The organism is Paenibacillus sp. FSL K6-2859 (assembly GCF_038008265.1).
Lineage (GTDB): Bacteria > Bacillota > Bacilli > Paenibacillales > Paenibacillaceae > Paenibacillus_AQ > Paenibacillus_AQ nitricinens.
Genome location: NZ_JBBOYU010000001.1, coordinates 4043664 through 4063055, shown reverse-complemented (window position 1 = coordinate 4063055; position 19392 = coordinate 4043664). Strand labels below are relative to the sequence as shown.

Here is a 19392-nt window from a genome sequence, read left to right as displayed (position 1 = left end):
ATTTTTGTCGAAGGACATCAAGGAAGCGTACGCTAACATAACTTTTAGGAGGTGACGTATGAGTGATTTCATTGTGCTTAATAGCTCACATTCTGAAGAGTGGGATGCTTATTTGAATCAGATGAATAGTAAGGATATCTATTTTTCTGCAGATTTTTTTCGGCTGTTTGAGGATGATCATCATCAACAGGCGGAGCTGTTTGTTTTTAAGCAGGGTGAGAAGCTCATCATTTATCCTTACTTACTTCGCTCTATTAGCCATCTTCCCGCAGTCATCCAGCTGGGACTTGAAGGAGAATGGTATGACATCAGCACACCTTATGGATACGGGGGGCCAATATCTAATGTGCCACTAGGTGCGGAACGAACGGAGTTGTACCGACAATTCAGTGAAACGTTCACAGATTACTGCAGAGAGAAAAAGATCATGACCGAGTTTGTAAGATTCCATCCTTTCATAGGCAATGCCACTGAATACCAAAAAGGGCTTACTACAGAGCTCAATCGGAATACAGCTTACATGGATTTGACAGTTGGCTCAGAGTCAGCGCTAATCCAGAACTATGGCAGCAATCATAAAAGAAATATCCGTAAATTAAAGTCTGCTCCATTCACCATTCGAAAGTCGGATCTTAAGGATCGGATCGAGCCTTTCATCGAGTTATATTACGGTACGTTAAATGATTTACAAGCAGATCCCTTTTATTATTTCCCTCAAAAATTTATAGAAGATACAAGCCTTTTACCAGACGGACGGGTAGCACTGTTCGAGGCGATGGATGGGGAGAGGAGTATAGGGGCAAGTATTGTACTCCTTGATCGACCATGGATGCATTATCACTTATGCGGTTGGGATCGAGCTTATCTGCAGTGGTCACCCACCAAATTTCTCATCCACGCAGCAGCTGTGTGGGGGTTGGAGAATGGATACGAAAAATTCCATCTTGGTGGAGGATATAAGGGGAATGACGAACTGTTTCAGTTCAAGCTAAGATTCGCTACGCAACTAGAGCCACTGGACTATTACTTAGGGAAGCGAATTTTTTTTCCCGAGGTGTATGAGCGAATGATAGCACTCTGTGACACTGGAGTTGCAGGGAATTACTTTCCGCTCTACCGGCATCCATCTCTTTTGAATCAAAATATCATGGACCACGCTCTGAAGTAAGTCAATAAGATATGTATTCCATTTGGATTAAAGCATCCAAATGGAGAAAGGAGCAAGGCATGAGTATTCGTCAATCAAGCATTCTACCCCGAATCTTGTTATCCCCACCGCATGTAAGCGGACGTGAACAGGCTTATTTGGAGGATGCAATTCACTCTGGCTGGATCGCTCCCATCGGACCGCAAGTTGATGCATTCGAGCAGGAGATGGCCGACTATACAGGTTCAAAGGGGGCACTTGCGTTAAGCTCTGGAACAGCGGCAATTCATCTGGCACTCCGTCTTGCTGGCGTTTCTCAAGGAGATTACGTGATTTGTTCTACGCTCACGTTCGTAGCTAGTGCCAATCCTATTTTATATTTGGGGGCTACACCTGTATTTGTAGACTCAGAACCAGAGACATGGAATATGTGTCCATTAGCTTTTCAGCGGGCCTGCCAGGATTTGAATGATAAAGGGATACTGCCTAAAGCAGCCGTTGTTGTCAATTTGTACGGACAGAGCGCAGACATGGAGCCCATTGTAGAAATCGCGAATCGTTACGGTATTACTCTAATAGAAGATGCTGCGGAATCCCTAGGTGCCTTTTATCACGGAAAGGCTAGTGGTACATGGGGCCGCTTCGGAATCTATTCTTTCAACGGAAATAAAATTATCACAACCTCAGGTGGAGGTATGCTTGTGTCGGATGATACCGATGCATTAGAGCAAGCCCGTTTCTGGTCTACCCAAGCACGTGACACTGCTCCACACTATCAGCATTCCGAAATGGGTTATAACTACCGGCTAAGTAACCTGTTGGCAGCCATAGGTCGAGGGCAATTGGAGCTACTTGAGGAAAGAGTCGAACGACGTAGATATATTTCTCAAGTGTACTCAGATCGATTGGGATCCATTCCGGGTCTTCATTTCATGCCGGAAGCGCCAAATTGCCGCAGTACACGCTGGTTAAGTGCGCTAACGATTGATGAAGAGATCGCAGGCTTCTCCGCTAATCAACTCTTAAAGTGCCTGGAATTCAACAATATAGAAGCTAGACCTGTTTGGAAACCACTACATCTGCAACCTCTATTCGAGAACGCCTTCTATTATCCATACATGGAGGAACATAGTGTATCTGATCAATTGTTCACAAAAGGTATATGTCTACCTTCCGGTAGCTCTTTATCGGATGATGATCTGGTACGCGTAATGGATGCGATAGAGTCTTGTATTCAGAACCGCTGAAGAATTACTTAGCGATCCATCCGTTAGCACCGGTTCCGCTTTCCTTCACATAAAAAGTGGCTTTCGCTACACCATCTGTTCGCATAGCCAGACTGCCAATCGGAGCGGTAATTGTTCCCTCAGGCGATCCTTCCACGATAAATACTGCAGGAAGTAATGTTCCACCAACGAGTCGGACTGCACGTTTGAAGTTGCCATAGGTAGAGAACCATTCAGTTAAAGCATACGGATTATACAAGGTACCAAGAGAAGTACCCTGCATGGCAACCAATGTTTCGAATTCAAGAATGCGTTTTACCTTTACAGAACGGGTATCAAACACTGCTACATTGTTCAGGTGCAGGAAGGGCTTAGCTGCACCATAAGAAGACGCTAGCACTACTTGATTGGTCCCGCTGTTACGGACAATCATATTGTCGACAGTAACCATCGCGTCAGACTCTGTTGTGAATAATTGCAAGGTACTGCCCGTTAAGTCTTGTGCATCTATCGTCCCCACATAAAGATCTCCTCCGTCGATTCGGACTCCGCTTGCTAAGGTGGAGCCCGAGCCGTACATCCCTAACGAGCCGATATGCAATCTTGGTTTTCCTCCAGCAGCATTAAACGCAGCGTAGATCGCAGGGCCGCCGATTCCATCGAACTTTGCGCTTGCGATATCAATAAATTGTGAATAGATCGTTTGTAAACCGTAATTTGCTTTATGATCCGTCGAGCGAATAGACAAATGGTTGATTTTTAGCGTCAATCCATAGGACAGCAATGCTGGACTTACTGATCCGCTTACACGCATATCTAGTGAACCGATGTCGAGAGTCCAGAGTCTCGTTATCTCATCTGAAAGCCCAGTTGTCATATCATTACCGAAACCAATAGTCGTCAAGGAGTCAAATCGCTGATAAAAGCTACGCGTTCCCTTGAATATATCGGGTTCCACATCAAGTGAATTGGCGCCATTAAACCCAGGTGCACCACCGCGACTGTTATTTAATACCGCTCTGTTGACATGAAGCTGGTCTACAAAATGGACTACAAAGTTCTTTCGACCAGCCGTTTCACAGAAAGCATATCCGATATGCACATTAACGGATGGGATATCTTCAGTCCCTCCAATGAAAATATTATCACCATAGCAATCATGAGAGTACACCGATTCGATCGTTATATTTTGCGAAGAAGAAATGAACAAGCCATGAAGTTGATCGTTGACGGCTGTTTTAACAGTCGAAGCACTTCCGTCTATTTCGAGGCTGCCGGATATCGTGATGTTTGAGGCATTTAACATAACAAGAACACGAGTATCCGAGGGTGGGTTAGGGGCAAGCACTAATTTTGAGCCGGCTTCAAAGCTCAGGTTAGTTCCGGTTGGAATACGAAGACACCACCAGTCGAGGACTGAAGGGTTACGCATGTGGCCGGAAGAGACTTTATATACACCAGGCGGAAAAATAACAACCTTGCGTTTGGCATTTCCAGCATTAATTGCATTTTGAATCGCGACGGTGTCATCTTTGGTACCATTCCCTGTAGCTCCATAGGATCGAACATTCACGTAACCGTTAGTTTCAGGATCTAATTTAATAGAAGTGACCGCGCCGTCCGCAATAACGGGCGTTGTTACAGAATTATCTGGAATAGGTGCAGTTGCCATATACTTCACTCCTTTATTTTTTGATTGGAAATATAAGAGTAATGATTGTCGTCCATAAAGGATGACAACATCGTTTCTTCATAAGTATTTTATGTGAACTTTTCTACAGATGCACGGTACAAAGAGCACTTTACAGGGCGAAAGGAGTTTTTTATTTGAAGGTATTAGTAACTGGGGGGCTTGGTTTTATTGGGTCACATGTTGTTGACCGGCTTATAAGAGAGGGGATCGAAACTGTAATTGTAGATAATTTATCGGGAGCTTCCGGCTCATTCTATAGAAATCCTTCGGCACTTTTATACCCGTACGACATTCGGGACGAGACACTGGGTGAAGTCTTTATCCGTGAGAAGCCGGATGTGGTTATTCATCTGGCGGCACAGATTGACGTAAGAGAATCACAGCGCAATCCATTGTTTGATGCGAATGTGAATATTGTTGGCACACTAAACGTTCTGCGGATGTGTGAGGTGCATCAGGTTGAAAAGATCGTCTACGCCTCGTCGGCCGCAGTATACGGTAATCCTGAATATTTGAGCATTGACGAGAAACATCCCCTAAATCCTGAATCTTGTTATGGGGTATCAAAAAGTGTTCCTGAGTCTTATATTCGGATGTTTGCAAGCATGCATGGGCTGAAGTACACCATTCTTCGTCTTGCGAATGTGTATGGACCTCGACAAAGCTCGCATGGTGAAGCTGGCGTCGTTTCGATTTTTCTGGATCGCTTGAAGCTAGGCAAGGAGCTTGTGATTTATGGGGATGGAGAACAGACCAGGGATTTTGTCTATGTTGAGGATGTTGCACAGGCGTTTGTAAATGCGGCTTGTACAGACGAGAATGCGGATAATCAGATCATAAATATTAGCTGCGGGGTGGCGACTTCCATTAATACGATTGTAGAAATGATAGGCGGTATTACAGGTCGGGAATCCCAGACAACCTATGAGCTTGCTCGACCGGGAGATATTCTTCACAGCTACTTAAACAACAGTAAAGCAATGGAGCTGATGTCCTGGTCTCCTCACCATGACCTTCATCAGGGACTCAAGAAGACGGTTACAGCCCGATTGACTGTAGGCAGTGCTGTGGACCATTAATCGCAAATATCGAAAGGGGTCATCCCCATGGAACGAAAATTAAATTCGGAAATGTTTGTTCTACGTAGTATAGCCTGCTTAAGTATAGCGCTGTTGCATGCTTTATATCGAGTCTATGACGATGGTAACACGTCTTGGGTAGACTCAGTGGGTCTACTGCTTACCTTTGGCACACCAGTATTCGTATTTATCTCGCAATTCGTATTGTCTTTTGCATACCCGGACGGAATTCCCGCGAAATTTTGGGAGAAACGGATCAAGTATATTTTGCTTCCTTACTTTTTTTTCGGAGCTTTGTACGCAGGGTTAAAAGGATTGGATATGGCGAGCAGTGAGGGGATTCCGCTTCTTCAGGCTTTTTGGTACTTCCTGTGGCGTCATTGGTTACTTGGCGATTTTCATGGCTACTTTATCCTAATTATCTTTCAGTTTTATGCTCTATTCCTCTTATTTCAAAGGCATGCCAAAAAATTCACTCCACGCTCTATACTGATTGCGTCATTCGTTATAAATATGGCTTACTTAGGCTTTTTTAATTTCACAAAACCCGTAGATACGGTAGCTGCTCAATATATTTGGGATAAATTGTATTGGGTTTTCTCTCCGGGGTGGATTTTCTACTTTACTGCGGCTTATTACTTGGGGCGAAATGAGACTTGGTTCCGGGAAAAATTAAAACAGTTCCGTTTAGCTGTCTACGTGCTTCCAGTTGTAACAGGTGCGCTTGTGCTATTCGTGAATGGGCAAGGCTGGATTACGGCACATAGTTCTAAAAGAATTGATATGTTACTTTTCGCCATGAGCATGATTCTGCTACTCTTCACAGTGGCTTCTTCATTGAAAAAAGTGCCGCGTATGCTGGAGTGGAGCAGTAGGTACTCCTTCGGCATATATTTGCTTCACCCGTTGCTGTTGGCTTTATTCGTCAAACTTCCTTCTTCGTTCGGGTTGCAAAACCTTGGACTATTCAGTGTGCTGCTCCAATTTGTCGGATGTGTGGTTGGATCGGCGATCATCATGAATATAGCGAATCGTATTCCAGGCGGAGCCTTTGTGTTTGGTCGAGTCGGAATTGGAATCAATCAGAGGAAGAAACCGAAATCGTCGGATACACCGATAACTACGAGTATTGGGAACCCTTCGAATTAGCTGAAAATTTACCACTAACCTTCCGTTTTTTTAGTTGATTAGTGGTCTTTTAACATTCTCTGGGTAAATGGTCATTCCATCGTACTAGTTCCGCCCTTCAAGCCTTATTAAAAAGGTAAATAGTTGTAAAAAGTACAATTGCGCTCAAACATTTGCTGCATAGTTTAGGTTTAATTGCATATTGTACAATTATTTTGCGAGAATTCCACTATATGGAGGTAAATGATCACTTTTAAGTGTATAGAGTGCAACTATATCCCAATAAGCTACCTAAAAAGCGCATATAGTTGCACAAAATACAATTAAACAGCGAAAGTCACGCCCACCGCGGCAAAGTTACAGTTTAATAGTGTGTTGTAGCCCGATAGAGCGTAATCCTGCTGCATCGGACCGTATTGCAGCTATTGCTTCATTTTGCAATCGTTTCAGACTGTATAGCTCTTATTCCCACTAGAATATACATTTTATAGGTGAATTCATTGAATAGTTGCATCTGAGTCCAATAGTTTAGAAAAATGACCAAAGTCATAAAAATAATGGCTCCTCTGTCCGATCTATAATCGAGGGGATCTAAAATAGTTGGAATTATTGGAGAATCCTATTATAATGAGTTTCTTGATTCATAGTAATCATGAATATTTAAATATTTACATCTAGAGAATAATGCAACGTGCAGACATTAGGAGGAAATGAAAAGTGGAACTTGGAATAAGTACCTTTGTCGAGACAACGCCCGATGTCCAAACGGGTGAGACAATAAGTCATGCAGAACGACTACGCGAAGTAGTGGAGGAAATTGTACTTGCTGAAGAGGTGGGACTAGATGTATACGGAGTGGGCGAGCATCATCGTAATGATTATGCGGCTTCATCACCTGCGGTTGTGTTAGCGGCAGCTGCATCGTTGACTTCGAAGATTCGGTTGACCAGTGCCGTGATGATCCTGTCTTCAGCAGATCCCGTACGTGTATTTCAAGATTTTGCAACGCTAGATGGCATTTCAAATGGACGTGCAGAGATTATGATCGGCCGCGGTTCGTTTACAGAGTCTTTTCCTTTATTCGGCTATGATCTGAAAGATTATGAAGAACTCTTTAATGAGAAGCTGGAATTGTTATTAGCTATCCAAAAGTCAGAAAAAGTGACCTGGAGCGGCAAACATAGAGCGGCCATAAACAATCTGGGGATTTATCCGCGTCCGGTTCAAGATCCGTTACCAATTTCGATTGGGAGTGCAGGAAGCCCAGAGTCAGCGATCCGCACAGGGGCGCTTGGTTTGCCTTTTGTTTTAGCAATTATTGGGAATGTTCTTCCGCTTGATTATGCGAAACATGTGCAGCTCTATAAAAATGCAGCGGCTGAAGCCGGATATGATATTTCAAACTTACAGGTTGCCTCGCATTCTCACGGGTTTATTGCTGAGACGAATGAGTTAGCTTTGGAGAAATTTTTCCCTTCAACGCATGCTCGAACCAATGTGCGGGCGATAGAAAAAGGGACGCCACCCTACCATCGTTCCGATTATGATAAAGCGTGCAGCTTTGATGGCGCTCTTTACGTAGGTGATCCAGAAACCGTTGCGAACAAAATCATTCATCTTCGCAAACATGTGGGGATTACGCGATTCTTTTTACATATGCCCCACGGTACAATGCCTCATGAGGATGTTATGCAGGCGATTAGACTGCTGGGAACGGAAGTAGCCCCTCGTGTTCGTGAAGAAGTAGCGCGCTGGGAAGCAAGTAATCGTTAATGAATAAGCTGCGTCCTTAGGACGTGGCTTTTTTTGTGCGGTATACTAAAATAACGAATAACGTTATATAAGGGAGGGGCCATGGAGACTATTCATTATTTATCTCAATTCAATTTGCTTCAATCGTTAGCGCTGGAAGATCTAATGGAAATGGAAGAGTTAACTCGAATAACAGTGGTTCCGAAAAATACATATATCCAAACACCGCCAACCTTCTCTGAAGGATTATTTTTTGTGAAAAAAGGAAAGGTACGTTTATACCGATTGAATGCGGATGGGAAGCAGTTTACTTCGGATATTTTGAGTGAGGGTAATGTTTTTGGTGAAATGAACGTGATTTCGTTTGGAACGAAAGATCATTACATTGAAGCCATGGAAGAGTGTCATATCTGTACAATTGATCCTGTAAGATTTGAAGAATTCGTAGCTACTCGACCTAGATTTTTGATGTCATTAATGCAAGTATTGAGCGATCGTATAAAAAGTATGAGTCAGTTAACTCATAACCTAGCCATCGGAAATCTGCATGATAAAATATTGTGCGTTCTTTTAAAGTTATCGGATCAACTAGGCGTTAAAAGTGAGGATAATTATTATAAAATCAATGTTCCACTGTCACATCAAGAAATCGCCAATTTGATTGGTGCGAGCAGAGAAGCGGTTACTATGGCATTGCAAGAGTTGGTAAAAGCTGAGGTGCTTCAGACTGGGTTCAGAACTATACTTATCCACCATGATAAAGTCTCCGAAAGAAATTTATAAAGATTATGAGTTGTAAATGAGATTACATCTTTATGGTTAGAAATACCCGTATCCTAAATATAAGAAGAAGGTTATTCAAGCCTTTAAAATCATAGGTGAAGGGAAGATTTCTATGGAGCATAGGAAGGGAGCTCGAAAAGTTAGCGATATTCCTGCTGAAGTTGTAGGACTATTGCATAAAGGACAATTACAGACTGTAAATCTAACGGAATGGCTTGCTGTGGACCATATGGTTTTGTTGGGAAATGTGCTGGACGAGCTAGGTTTTGGACAGGAATCCGAACCGATTTTACAAAGGCTTCGCGATTCATCGGAAAAGAAAATCATGAAGCTCATACCGGCTATTGCGCGGGAGTGGCAACAGGTGTTGGAATGCAAATCAGAGGCGGAACAAGTCCGAGTATTCTCAGCTTTAGCGCAACATCATTCCGATAGTGTCCGCTGTTGGGCTGCCTATATGATCGGTCTAAATCAATCTTTAAGTCTGTCGCAAAAGCTAATGGATATCCGTCCCTTTGCAGCGGATGATCATTTTGGGGTACGCGAGATTTCATGGATGGCTTTAAGGGAATCGGTCATTGCAGAATTGGATGAATCCATTAAGTTCTTAGAGAGCTGGGTTTATGATCAAGATACGAACATAAGGAGATATGCGATCGAATTGACGCGGCCACATGGGGTATGGGCGAAGCATATTATTGCGCTCAAAGAAAACCCAGTAATAGCTCTTCCATTATTAGATCCACTTAAATCAGATCCGGCAAAATACGTACAGGATTCTGTAAGTAATTGGCTGAACGATGCGAGTAAAAGCAATCCGGAATGGGTGCTGCAGCTTAGTGAGAAGTGGTTGATTTCTTCGGATTCCAAGGAAACGAAGCGGATTGTAACACGGGCAACAAGGAGTATAACTGCTCTACGTTGAAAATGAAGTATCACTTTAGAATGGATGATAGAACGTCAAACACTTTGGCTAATTACCTAATAAGTGTTGGCGTTTTTTTTATGTAACGAAGAAGCAGGCTTGGATAATTAAAGATATCTAATAGTTATAACTTATTATTTAAGCTTAGAAGTGTATAAATATTTATATTGTTAATCTGGAATCCATCTGTTATACTCAAAAACACGATATGTTATAAAATATAACATTAAATTGAGTTGAGGAGGATCTGACTATGAAAAGACAAATATTCCTGAAGGTTAGTGTCATTTTATCAACGGTTTTGCTAGTTGATTCATCAGTTAGTGTTATGTATGCTAACACTGATATTGGTGCTTATAAACCGAAAACTCATGTTCTAAAGGCAAACTCGGAGACTGTTCGCTGGGGGAATATTGGTAAGGGTAATCCAGCTTTAACGGTACAATCAGGAGATATTGTAACGGTCGAGGCAATTACGCATCATTCCGGTGATGATTACGACCGAATGATTAAAGGGGATGCGGGTGTTGAAGATATTTTTCACTGGATAGAAGGGGAGAAGAACGAAGCGCTTCGTGGACCAGGCGTACATATTATGACGGGACCTATCGCAGTAGAAGGCGCTGAGCCAGGGGATGTTCTGGAAGTGAAGATTTTGGACATGAAGCTGAGACCTAATGGAAATGACAAATACGCAGGTAAAACCTATGGCGTGAATGCCGCGGCGAACTGGGGTTATCTATACGGAGATATGGTTGAGGAGCCGAAAAAACGTGAAGTGGTCACCATCTATGAGATGGATACTGAAGGTGGGACGGATTATGCAACAGCTGTTTATAACTACAGATGGACAGCGCAAACCGATCCGGATGGTCAAGTGCACCCGACAATCGACTACCCAGGTGTAATTGTAGACCATAATACGATTGATAAGAACTTTGATGTATTGAAAGGTATAAAGATTCCAGTACGTCTCCACTTCGGCACGATGGGTGTGGCGCCTAAAGAAGCAGATATCGTTGATTCCGTCCCTCCTTCTTACAATGGTGGCAATGTAGATGATTGGCGGATTACTGAAGGTGCAACGATGTATTACCCTGTATCCGTACCGGGTGCGCTACTGTCGATTGGTGATCCGCATGCCGGTCAAGGGGATTCTGAGATTAACGGAACGGCTATCGAGACATCGGTCACTGGTGATATACAAGTCATTCTTCATAAAAAAGCAACGCTTAACAAAAAATTGAATGGGTTAAGTTTCCCATTACTTGAAAATGAGTACGAATGGGTTGTGCATGGCTTCAGTTATGCGAATTATTTGGAGGCTCTCGGAGCAAGTGCACAAACAGATATCTTCAAAAACTCTTCCATCGACAAAGCGATGAAGGATGCTGCTCATAAAACGAAAGATTTTTTAATGGGTGGAATGGATTTGAGTGAGGATGAAGCGTACTCACTGATGTCTGTGTCCGCGGATTTCGGAATTACACAGGTGGTGGATGGTAATTGGGGCGTGCATGCTTTGATCGATAAAGGCCAATTCGGTGATTCGGAGCGCAAGGCAGTGGGATTACGTAGCAGCTTTGAAAGCTTTGGTGCGAAGGTGAGCTGGAAACCGGCTACTCAGACAGTAACTATAAGCTACAATAATAATGTTCTAGAGATGAAAGTCGGGGCGACGACAGGAATGTATAATGGAGAGGTCGTTAAGCTCGTTGCTCCAATAGAAGTTGTAAAAGAGAAGACTCAGGTCAGTGAATATTTCGCGAAATTTTATAAAGCTAAGTTATCTAAAACAGAGTAGGTGAATTAGTATAATTAGCAATCATTTCTTAATCATTATAAGATCCAAACCAGAGGAGAACCGTCTTTATAAAGTCGGTTCTTTTTTTATATATTTAGACCGTCCTGATTTTTATGGCGCTTTAATAAGATTTGGTTTTCTACACGGACTAGACCGTCCAGACAGTAGATGGATTCATGCATAAACCGTTCCATCTCTTCAAGGTTCTCAACTAGAATGTGAATGTGAAGAATGCAAGGCCCTGTCATTTCATAAAGTACGGCTACGCGTTCATTTTCTTTCAAGATCCCGACTATATGATTTAAATGAGAAGGCTCTACTTCAAGCTCCAAATATGCGGAAATTTTCTTTCCTAGCTTTTCTGCGTTAATGACGATTGAGAATTGCTCAATAATTCCTTGATTGACGAGCCGGTCAATACGATCCTTAACCGCTACACTAGATAAATTAACTTCTTTAGCTAGATCGGTGTAGGAGATTCTGCTGTTTTGAGTTAGGCGTTCTAAAATATGATTATCGATTGGATCAAGCATACGGAGTCGTTCACCTCTTTTTTTGTAATTGTAACAGAAAAAAATAGGCAATGCCTAGTAGTGCATCACAGCAGGAGTGTGACTCAGCATTCTCAGCTTAAGATGTTGACATTGAAGAATTATTTCACTATACTGGCTGTAATCTTATATACGATATACGTTGAAGAAGCCCAGTAGTAGCTTAGTCCCTGTTCCAGAAAGCCGGGGGTTGATGAAACCCGGTACACACTAAGAGTACGAATTACACTTTGGAGTATCTCGGCTAACACCGAGCGGAATGGCGAACGATATCTCGTCACGAGTGGCATCAATGCTGTGTTTTAGCATTAGCGTTTCATTGGTGCAATCTGGGTGGTAACACGGTTATTCAATCGTCCCTATGTCTACAATAGACAAGGGGGCGATTTTTTTGTTTTTAAATATAGGGATTTATAGGTTTCACTTCATCAATTATCCTTATATTTGCTTGGCGGACTGATGATTCGTTATAGGATATCTACTAATTTAAGGGGTGTTAGGCAATGAATATTATCGACGAACTAGAATGGCGCGATGCCATCAATCAACAAACCGATGCCGAAGGGCTTAGAGAATTGACCAACAAGAAATCCGTTTCAGTGTACTGCGGTGTAGACCCGACGGGTGACAGTATGCATATTGGTCACTTGATTCCGTTTATGGTACTCAAAAGATTCCAGCTTGCAGGACATCGTCCGGTTATTCTAATTGGCGGTGCAACAGGTACGATTGGTGATCCAAGTGGACGCCAGTCTGAACGCTCTTTGCAGACACTGGAGCAAGTTCAAGCGAACGTGGATGCACTTACGGCACAAATGAAAAAACTGTTCGTAACCGATGGCGACAATCAAATTCGCATGGTGAACAACTATGATTGGACGCATAAAATCAATGTTATTGAGTTTTTGCGTGACTATGGTAAGAACTTCAGCATCAATTCGATGCTTGCCAAAGATGTTGTAGCGAGCAGATTGGACAGCGGAATTTCCTTTACGGAATTCTCCTACCAAATCCTGCAATCCCTAGATTACCTGCATTTGTACCAGCATGAAGATGTGCAGCTGCAAATTGGTGGCTCTGATCAATGGGGCAACATAACAAGTGGACTGGATTTGATCCGTAGAAAAGAAGGATCTGAAGCTATAGCCTTCGGTCTTACTATCCCGCTTATGCTGAAATCCGATGGCACGAAATTTGGTAAATCAGCTGGTGGAGCAATCTGGCTGGACCCGAACAAAACGACTGCGTTTGAGTTCTACCAGTTCTGGGCGAATACGGATGACCGTGATGTTGTGAAATACTTGAAGTACTTCACATTCCTTTCTAAAGAACAAATTGATGCACTTGCAGAAAAAGTACAGTCTGAACCACATAAACGTGAGGCTCAAAAAACACTAGCTGAAGAAATGACCAGATTCGTGCATGGTGAAGAATTGCTGGAGCAGGCGAAACGTATTACTGCTGCTCTGTTCAGTGGAGATATCAAATCCCTAACAGCTGATGAGATCGAGCAAGGCTTCAAGGAAATGCCGACTTACGAAACTACACTGGAATCCAAAAACATCGTAGAGTGGTTGGTTGATCTCGGGATCGAGCCATCTAAGCGTCAAGCGCGTGAAGATATCACCAAAGGCGCAATTTCCATGAACGGTGAAAAAGTTAGCGATGTAGCATTTGAAGTTACAGCAAATGAAGCGATCGGTGGCCGGTTTATCATTATCCGTAAGGGTAAGAAAAACTACAGCTTGGTGAAATTGTCCTAGCAACAAAAAGCCTTCCTTTTTATAAGGGAGGCTTTTTGTTGCGCTGCGCCGGTGTTTCAACAATTTTTACCAGACGTTTAAGTCGTTACCTTTCAATTTGAAAACAGCTTCCATAAAATAATAGTCACCATAGATGATGGCTGAATGTTTATCGTTATTATGATAAGCGGAAGAGCCATTGATGAGTATGCAATCGGAGTCTTTCGTCCAGTCACAACGGGTTTCGTCCAGTTTTCTTAACAGTTTGAGTGCTGTATTTAAGTAAACTTCCTTTTCATAGGGACCGACGACTTTTGCGATTTCTATAAGTCCACATGCTGCGATCGCTGCTGCCGTGGAATCTTCATAGATCGGTTCCTTCGGTTGCCGGAAATCGATCGGAATGATACCATTGTCTGGAATGTTAGCCATGAAATAATGCGCAACACGCTTAGCTGCGTGTAAATATTCTTTTTTTTCCGTATGCAAATAGCTCATCATAAAGCCATACAACGCCCAAGTCTGTCCACGAGTCCAAGATGAGCCGTTTTCGTAGCCTTGGCCACCGTAAGTTTTAACTACGCCGCCATGAAACGGATCAAATTCAACGATATGATGAACGGAACCATCCGGTCTAATGAAAGCATCAAGAGCGGTGTCCGCATGTTTCATGGCGATTTGCATAAATCTCGGATCGTTGCTTTCTTCAGTCGCCCAGTACAATAACGGGAGATTCATCAAGCAATCTACGATGGCCCATCCTCTAGAATCCGCTCCTTCGTCATCATTCCAGGCCCGTATGAACCCACCGGCCAAATTAAAACGTCCAGCAAGTAGATTGGCCGCATGCATCGCTCTTTTACGGGATTCCGAATTACCAGTTACTTTATAATTCACGACACTGGTCGGAAGCCACATAAAACCCACGTCATGATGTAGACCGTAATATTGCCGGAAACATTCATCTAGCGCATCTTCCGAGAAATTGGCGATTTCCTTATATGATTCAATCCCGGTCTCATGAAACATGAGCCACATCATGCCTCCCCAGAATCCGTTCGTCCACCAGTTGATTCCGTTCGTAACTGTGCCTTTTGGATTGTCGTCTATACGATTGTCATGCGTTCCGTTGATAGTTGTGTAAGGGATTTTATGTTTGGATTTATCACTGACCCAGTTCATCTTATACGCGAGTTTACCGATGACTTCGTTTAACCAAATTTGATCCTGCTCTTGTAAAGTTATCATTGGTTTTCGCTCCTGTCGATATTTTTGGATTATGAATAAGATTGAATAAAAGCGGTATATGGATCGTCAGGGAGTACCAGTAAATCGCCAGTAGCCAACATATGATTCCTTAAATGGTTAAGCATCACGTTGATTCTCTCCCTGTACAACTCTTCAAAGGCTAGATTGATGAGTTCCTGAGGATCAGTTGGCGTTTCGTACAGTTCAAGGAATAACTCATCCTTGAACATGTCCACGATGAGCTTGTAGTTTCCTTCGATAACGCATCGCTGGAAGTTACCTCTACCCCCGTTGCCATCAAATTGAATAAAGAGACGTTCGCGCTCCAAGCATTCGCCTTGAATGAGAGGGATTAATGATAACCCAGCTACGCCTTTAGGAATTGGAATTTCTAAAACATCGCATAAGGTTGGCACGATATCAATTGCGCTGACAAGGGCGTCCGTTTCATTCATTGAGGACTTGAAGCCAATCGGAAATTTGATGGACAAAGATGTTTTCACAGATTCTTCATACATGCACATTTTTTGCCAGAGGCGGTGAGAACCCAGCATTTCACCATGATCGCTCGTGAAGATCAAGACCGTGTCGTCATAGATGCCTTGCGCTTTCAATTCTTTTATGATTTGGCCTACGCTGTCGTCCAGAATCCGGACAAGCCCTGCATATACTGCCCATATCCGGTGCCATTCTTCCCTGGAGTAGCGGGTGCCGACCGTACCCGTCAAATTGTACAGCTGAAGTGGCGATTGATTCGTTGACCATACACCTACGTTTTCGGGAAGTGTTATGTCCGCCTCCGTGTACATGGAATACCACGGTTCAGGAATTTCTAAAGGAGGATGGGGGGCAAGGAACATGGAACTTAAAAACAACGGTTTGTTCCGGTCCCGTTCTCGCAATGCCCGAAGCGCATCGTTCAGAATGAAACCGTCGAAGAAGGCGTCGAAGCCTCCCTCGTAACAACCTGTTGTTGGAATGGAGTATCCTGCTACGCGAGTAGTGGTACCGCCAGTCATTTCCGGAACGAGTCCTTGGAATGGAGTGCCTCCAGGTTTGCGTATTCCTTGTTTCTTGAGATGCTGGTCATATCTTCCTTCAAGCGGCAACCAATGCGTGAGTGAATCTTTGGAAAGATCAAATCGATCTTTGGTCAACAGATGTTGTTTCCCGGTATGCCAACTGTCCCATTCGTTTTCAAGCAGTTGATAGAGATTTGTAGTACCTTCCCTTACGAATCCATGTTCGGCATCCCGCTTCTCCCACGGGTTGATAATACAGCCGGTTTCATTAGGATACAATCCGGTGAAGAAGGACCCGCGTGCGGGAACGCATAAAGGAGAAGTGCAGTAAGCTCGGTTGAACCGGAAGCTTTCCTGCGACAGACTGTATATATTAGGCGAAAATATGGGAGAGATCATGTCGGCGCGTAATTGATCCGCCATAATGATTACGACATGCGGCTTCGTATCATTATTCCTGTGCATAATTCCATCAACTCCTAACTTGTTACATAAATGTAGTTATCGTAAACGGTAAATTCAGTCACACAAGCTCCGTTTAATCGTATTGTCGTTACTTCAGGAGCATAGATCGCAATCGCGGAAGTACCTTTAGCAAGATTGACAATAGCAAGATTGGAACCTGAAATAGTCACATTTGTGCCGTTCCACTCGACGGCGATGTCGTTAATGTTTTGAGCGGAGGAGATTAGTGGGATCGATCTGTGTACGAGCGTTTGCCCTGATTTGACGATGCCTAGTCGCACATCACCATTCCTGTCTGTTTCGATATAAGCCAATTTCCCGTCATAATAAAATGCATCGAATTGACGTAGCTCACGCGGATTTTCCTCATGTGACAAATAATAATATCCTGTACCGCCATTTTCGCAGATATTGGTGATTCGAAGAGAGCTGGCAATCGTGATAGGGACTTCGGGTGTAAGTTCAAGTCGCTGAACTTCGATATCAGATCGTTCCCCGCCAGTGATTGGATAAAGGACGGTATCAAACGTAATATTGCCTTGCGCATTCTCTTTCGTATAAGCCACATATTTGGAGTTGGACACGGTGTAGAAGGCGTTAGAATAATAGCCGTCTTTCATAATCGCATCAGATAATCGTTCCGGGTTGGCAGGGATAACGAGAATATCGCCTAGATGATCATGAAACTTCGTTCGCACTTGTTTTGTGATAGGATCCAGATCGGCATTTGCAGTAGGGAGGAAATGCCAATGTTGGCGATACAGATGCTTGCCTTCCGGTGCACGAATATAATCCGATACGATGGTAAAGGAAGACTTTAAGAAGAGAACATCGCGAGAATAGACAAAACCAGGTACATTATAAATAACGCCTTCCAGAAAATTGAAAATACCATTATCGGTCCAATATCGGAAAGCCCCTTCAGTCAGGTCCTGAGACTGCTGATTGATTTCTATTGTGTTATGCGCTTCCGTAGAAAACCGCAGCCAGTTCGAAATCTGTTCGTCACTATATGAATAGCTGCCCGGATCTACGAGCAACTGCCTCCCATACGCATAATAAATAATGCTATTGTCGTCCGTATGCCTATGAGAGGGCTCTTGCTTCACATTCATAAATAAATATCTAGCATCGGTTCCCCAACCGCTGCGCATTGTAGCTGATTTACTAACCGGATAGATGGAGGAGGTATGTGCAGGCGGAGATCCTAACTCCCCTCCTGAGCCCAAGTACAGTAGTACATCATCTTCGTAGAGCTCACCCAGTCTTTTCACTGTCGTTCTGCTGTTTAGGCTGCTGCCGTCGCCGAAGAGTGGAAGATACCCATTGGGAAAAGCGAGATCGGCGATATAATACCCCATCCTTCGCAGACAGATATCGAAGGTCTCGCTGAAGCTTTTTCCGTTCATCTGGCCTAAAGACTTAATGGCCATACATGCATCCGCTGCGCCGATCGAATAGCTGGAGCTTGATTCGGAATAAGAACCGTCACTGAAATTCAACTTGTTGATCAGTGCATCTATCCGGCTGTTGGCCAAATCAATCCAGTCGTCTGATTCCATAAATTCCGGGAAATAAACGGCAATGCTATACAAACCCTGTGTCTCGTAGATGCCGTGATTGTTGCGGGGGTCATAACCGGCTTCCGTCGATAATGCCATCGCTTTTTTCCACAATACTTTCAATATCATCGTATGATCTTTAGCATTCATGGAGGGGCTATCTTTTAACAAATGGTATGCTTTCACCCAGTTGGCTGCCCGCAGAGATGCATGGAAGCATTTCGGGAAAGTACCGGCTCCCATGCTGATGGCGCCAGGCGTGACGTATTGCTCCGCATCTTGAATAAAATCGATCATATAATCGATGTATTTGGCAGCATAAGCTTCATTACTCGTGGCGGCGTATTCTGCGATAAGAGGATTCAGCCACGTAAAGTTGCCGATTTGCATCGGGTATTGGTTGTCGGAGACCGTGGCGGGAGGTCCGACCCAATCGGTGCCCTCTGACATCCCTTGCCAAGAGAAGGTTTTACCATTATGAGTATCATAAGTAAACGTATGTTCATCCCATGCGTTATCCCCGGTTTGGAATACCATGATGCCAACAGGTTCTTTGGAATCGGTGTATCCCGATAATTGCAGTGTTGCGGACGTCACGTCGCCACCGATGCTGGATAAATCGAATTTTAGATAACCTTTTCTTGAATATTGGTCATAAGGGGAGCCGGACTCTAACACCTCGACCAGCGGTTCCTGGCTATGATCGTCGTTGTCGTATCCCCGAATATATGTATCCATGATAGGAACAAGAGGGGCAGTATGTGCCCCTTGATGACCGATGTATTCTACGATGAGAACGGGGGAGTCCCCGTCATGCTGGCTGCTGTAAATATAAGCAGGTTCCGTGCCCTTATTGCGCCCCATAAGCATGCAGCTGATCACCTTGTCGGCGCCCATCGCTGCCTTAACATGGGTGAGTATATCCAATGAAAAGGTGGAAGGCGTTTGAATGACATGGAACGTATCCAAATACGTTTCTTTCAGTACGGGAATAATTTGATCTTCAAGCAGAGGTGCAAGCTTGGCGTTTGCCGCATTACTTTCATAAGGTTGTGCTGTTCTTGTTTGACGCTTTTGGAAGTATTGAAGCAGCTCGATTTCGGCATTCTCATAATCTCCATGCTTAACATAGGATTCTACGAGATTTAAATCCGGGAAAGCGGCGTACTTCAATTTTCCTGATTCGATCCATTCTTTGTTCTCTTTATTCCAAACGCCGAAGAAATCGGTATGAGGCATAGGCATTCTCATTCATTCCTCTCCGC

At 43.6% G+C, this 19392-nt stretch carries 14 protein-coding genes and 1 other annotated feature; of the genes, 9 read left to right on the top strand and 5 right to left on the bottom strand.

The genetic code is table 11. The features are described 5' to 3' along the window. The first annotated feature begins 58 nt into the window (after window positions 1-58). Both MHB64_RS18075 and MHB64_RS18070 read left to right on the top strand, forming a co-directional pair. Window positions 59-1168, top strand: coding sequence for a GNAT family N-acetyltransferase (locus tag MHB64_RS18075; RefSeq protein ID WP_280789044.1), 1110 nt, complete (start codon window positions 59-61; stop codon window positions 1166-1168). Window positions 1169-1227: 59 nt separating this feature from the next. Beyond that, the gene (locus MHB64_RS18070) at window positions 1228-2394 is read left to right on the top strand and encodes an aminotransferase class I/II-fold pyridoxal phosphate-dependent enzyme (protein ID WP_280789045.1); all 1167 of its coding nucleotides are present in this window, start codon (window positions 1228-1230) and stop codon (window positions 2392-2394) included. A gap of 4 nt (window positions 2395-2398) precedes the next feature. On the opposite strand, the gene MHB64_RS18065 is transcribed toward MHB64_RS18070, so the two are convergent. After that, window positions 2399-4045 carry a glycosyl hydrolase family 28-related protein gene (locus tag MHB64_RS18065; RefSeq protein WP_143812375.1) on the bottom strand — a complete coding sequence of 549 codons (1647 nt, stop codon included), beginning with the start codon at window positions 4043-4045 and terminating at the stop codon, window positions 2399-2401. A 155-nt stretch (window positions 4046-4200) separates the two neighbouring features. Between MHB64_RS18065 and MHB64_RS18060 the strand changes: the two genes are divergently transcribed. The 6 genes from MHB64_RS18060 to MHB64_RS18035 all read left to right on the top strand — a co-directional run bounded on the left by MHB64_RS18060 (window position 4201) and on the right by MHB64_RS18035 (window position 11537). Continuing rightward, window positions 4201-5145 carry an NAD-dependent epimerase/dehydratase family protein gene (locus tag MHB64_RS18060; protein ID WP_341135071.1) on the top strand — a complete coding sequence of 315 codons (945 nt, stop codon included), beginning with the start codon at window positions 4201-4203 and terminating at the stop codon, window positions 5143-5145. Between the two features lie 27 nt (window positions 5146-5172). Then, entirely contained in the window at window positions 5173-6294 is a 1122-nt protein-coding gene (locus MHB64_RS18055) for an acyltransferase family protein (RefSeq protein WP_341135070.1), read from the top strand. Window positions 6295-6990: 696 nt separating this feature from the next. Continuing rightward, window positions 6991-8046, top strand: a complete 1056-nt coding sequence (locus MHB64_RS18050; RefSeq protein ID WP_341135069.1) for an LLM class flavin-dependent oxidoreductase — start codon at window positions 6991-6993, stop codon at window positions 8044-8046. Between the two features lie 81 nt (window positions 8047-8127). Then, entirely contained in the window at window positions 8128-8808 is a 681-nt protein-coding gene (locus tag MHB64_RS18045; protein ID WP_341135068.1) for a Crp/Fnr family transcriptional regulator, read from the top strand. A gap of 112 nt (window positions 8809-8920) precedes the next feature. Further along, window positions 8921-9733 (top strand): DNA alkylation repair protein, encoded by an 813-nt coding sequence (locus MHB64_RS18040; RefSeq protein WP_341135067.1) that lies wholly within the window; start codon window positions 8921-8923, stop codon window positions 9731-9733. Window positions 9734-9986: 253 nt separating this feature from the next. Further along, complete coding sequence (locus MHB64_RS18035; protein ID WP_094868829.1) at window positions 9987-11537, top strand: acetamidase/formamidase family protein; 1551 nt, start codon at window positions 9987-9989, stop codon at window positions 11535-11537. Window positions 11538-11623: 86 nt separating this feature from the next. Here the strand turns inward: MHB64_RS18035 and MHB64_RS18030 are convergent, their stop codons facing one another. Next, window positions 11624-12070: an Lrp/AsnC family transcriptional regulator gene (locus tag MHB64_RS18030; protein ID WP_094868830.1), complete on the bottom strand. Its 447-nt coding sequence runs from the start codon at window positions 12068-12070 to the stop codon at window positions 11624-11626. 151 nt (window positions 12071-12221) lie between these two features. Beyond that, window positions 12222-12452: a binding site (T-box leader), on the top strand. Window positions 12453-12591: 139 nt separating this feature from the next. On the opposite strand from MHB64_RS18030, the gene tyrS reads away from it, so the two are divergent. Beyond that, a complete protein-coding gene (gene tyrS, locus MHB64_RS18025; RefSeq protein ID WP_094868831.1) occupies window positions 12592-13851 on the top strand; it encodes a tyrosine--tRNA ligase in 1260 nt (419 codons plus the stop codon). 66 nt (window positions 13852-13917) lie between these two features. Here the strand turns inward: tyrS and MHB64_RS18020 are convergent, their stop codons facing one another. Genes MHB64_RS18020 through MHB64_RS18010 form a run of 3 tightly spaced genes read right to left on the bottom strand, consistent with a single transcriptional unit; the run spans window position 13918 to window position 19378 of the window. Continuing rightward, window positions 13918-15078, bottom strand: a complete 1161-nt coding sequence (locus MHB64_RS18020) for a glycoside hydrolase family 88 protein (protein ID WP_341135066.1) — start codon at window positions 15076-15078, stop codon at window positions 13918-13920. A gap of 29 nt (window positions 15079-15107) precedes the next feature. Continuing rightward, window positions 15108-16565 carry a sulfatase-like hydrolase/transferase gene (locus tag MHB64_RS18015; RefSeq protein WP_341135065.1) on the bottom strand — a complete coding sequence of 486 codons (1458 nt, stop codon included), beginning with the start codon at window positions 16563-16565 and terminating at the stop codon, window positions 15108-15110. 14 nt (window positions 16566-16579) lie between these two features. Continuing rightward, on the bottom strand, window positions 16580-19378 hold the full coding sequence (locus MHB64_RS18010; RefSeq protein WP_341135064.1) for a heparinase II/III family protein: 2799 nt from the start codon (window positions 19376-19378) through the stop codon (window positions 16580-16582). Window positions 19379-19392: the final 14 nt, after the last annotated feature.

Bases quoted from the DNA above. Each gene is read 5' to 3' on its own strand.
- MHB64_RS18075 (WP_280789044.1), top strand. From the start codon at position 59: ATGAGTGATTTCATTGTGCTTAATAGCTCACATTCTGAAGAGTGGGAT.
- MHB64_RS18070 (WP_280789045.1), top strand. From the start codon at position 1,228: ATGAGTATTCGTCAATCAAGCATTCTACCCCGAATCTTGTTATCCCCA.
- MHB64_RS18065 (WP_143812375.1), bottom strand. From the start codon at position 4,045: ATGGCAACTGCACCTATTCCAGATAATTCTGTAACAACGCCCGTTATT.
- MHB64_RS18055 (WP_341135070.1), top strand. From the start codon at position 5,173: ATGGAACGAAAATTAAATTCGGAAATGTTTGTTCTACGTAGTATAGCC.
- MHB64_RS18045 (WP_341135068.1), top strand. From the start codon at position 8,128: ATGGAGACTATTCATTATTTATCTCAATTCAATTTGCTTCAATCGTTA.
- MHB64_RS18040 (WP_341135067.1), top strand. From the start codon at position 8,921: ATGGAGCATAGGAAGGGAGCTCGAAAAGTTAGCGATATTCCTGCTGAA.
- MHB64_RS18035 (WP_094868829.1), top strand. From the start codon at position 9,987: ATGAAAAGACAAATATTCCTGAAGGTTAGTGTCATTTTATCAACGGTT.
- MHB64_RS18030 (WP_094868830.1), bottom strand. From the start codon at position 12,070: ATGCTTGATCCAATCGATAATCATATTTTAGAACGCCTAACTCAAAAC.
- tyrS (WP_094868831.1), top strand. From the start codon at position 12,592: ATGAATATTATCGACGAACTAGAATGGCGCGATGCCATCAATCAACAA.
- MHB64_RS18020 (WP_341135066.1), bottom strand. From the start codon at position 15,078: ATGATAACTTTACAAGAGCAGGATCAAATTTGGTTAAACGAAGTCATC.
- MHB64_RS18015 (WP_341135065.1), bottom strand. From the start codon at position 16,565: ATGCACAGGAATAATGATACGAAGCCGCATGTCGTAATCATTATGGCG.
- MHB64_RS18010 (WP_341135064.1), bottom strand. From the start codon at position 19,378: ATGAGAATGCCTATGCCTCATACCGATTTCTTCGGCGTTTGGAATAAA.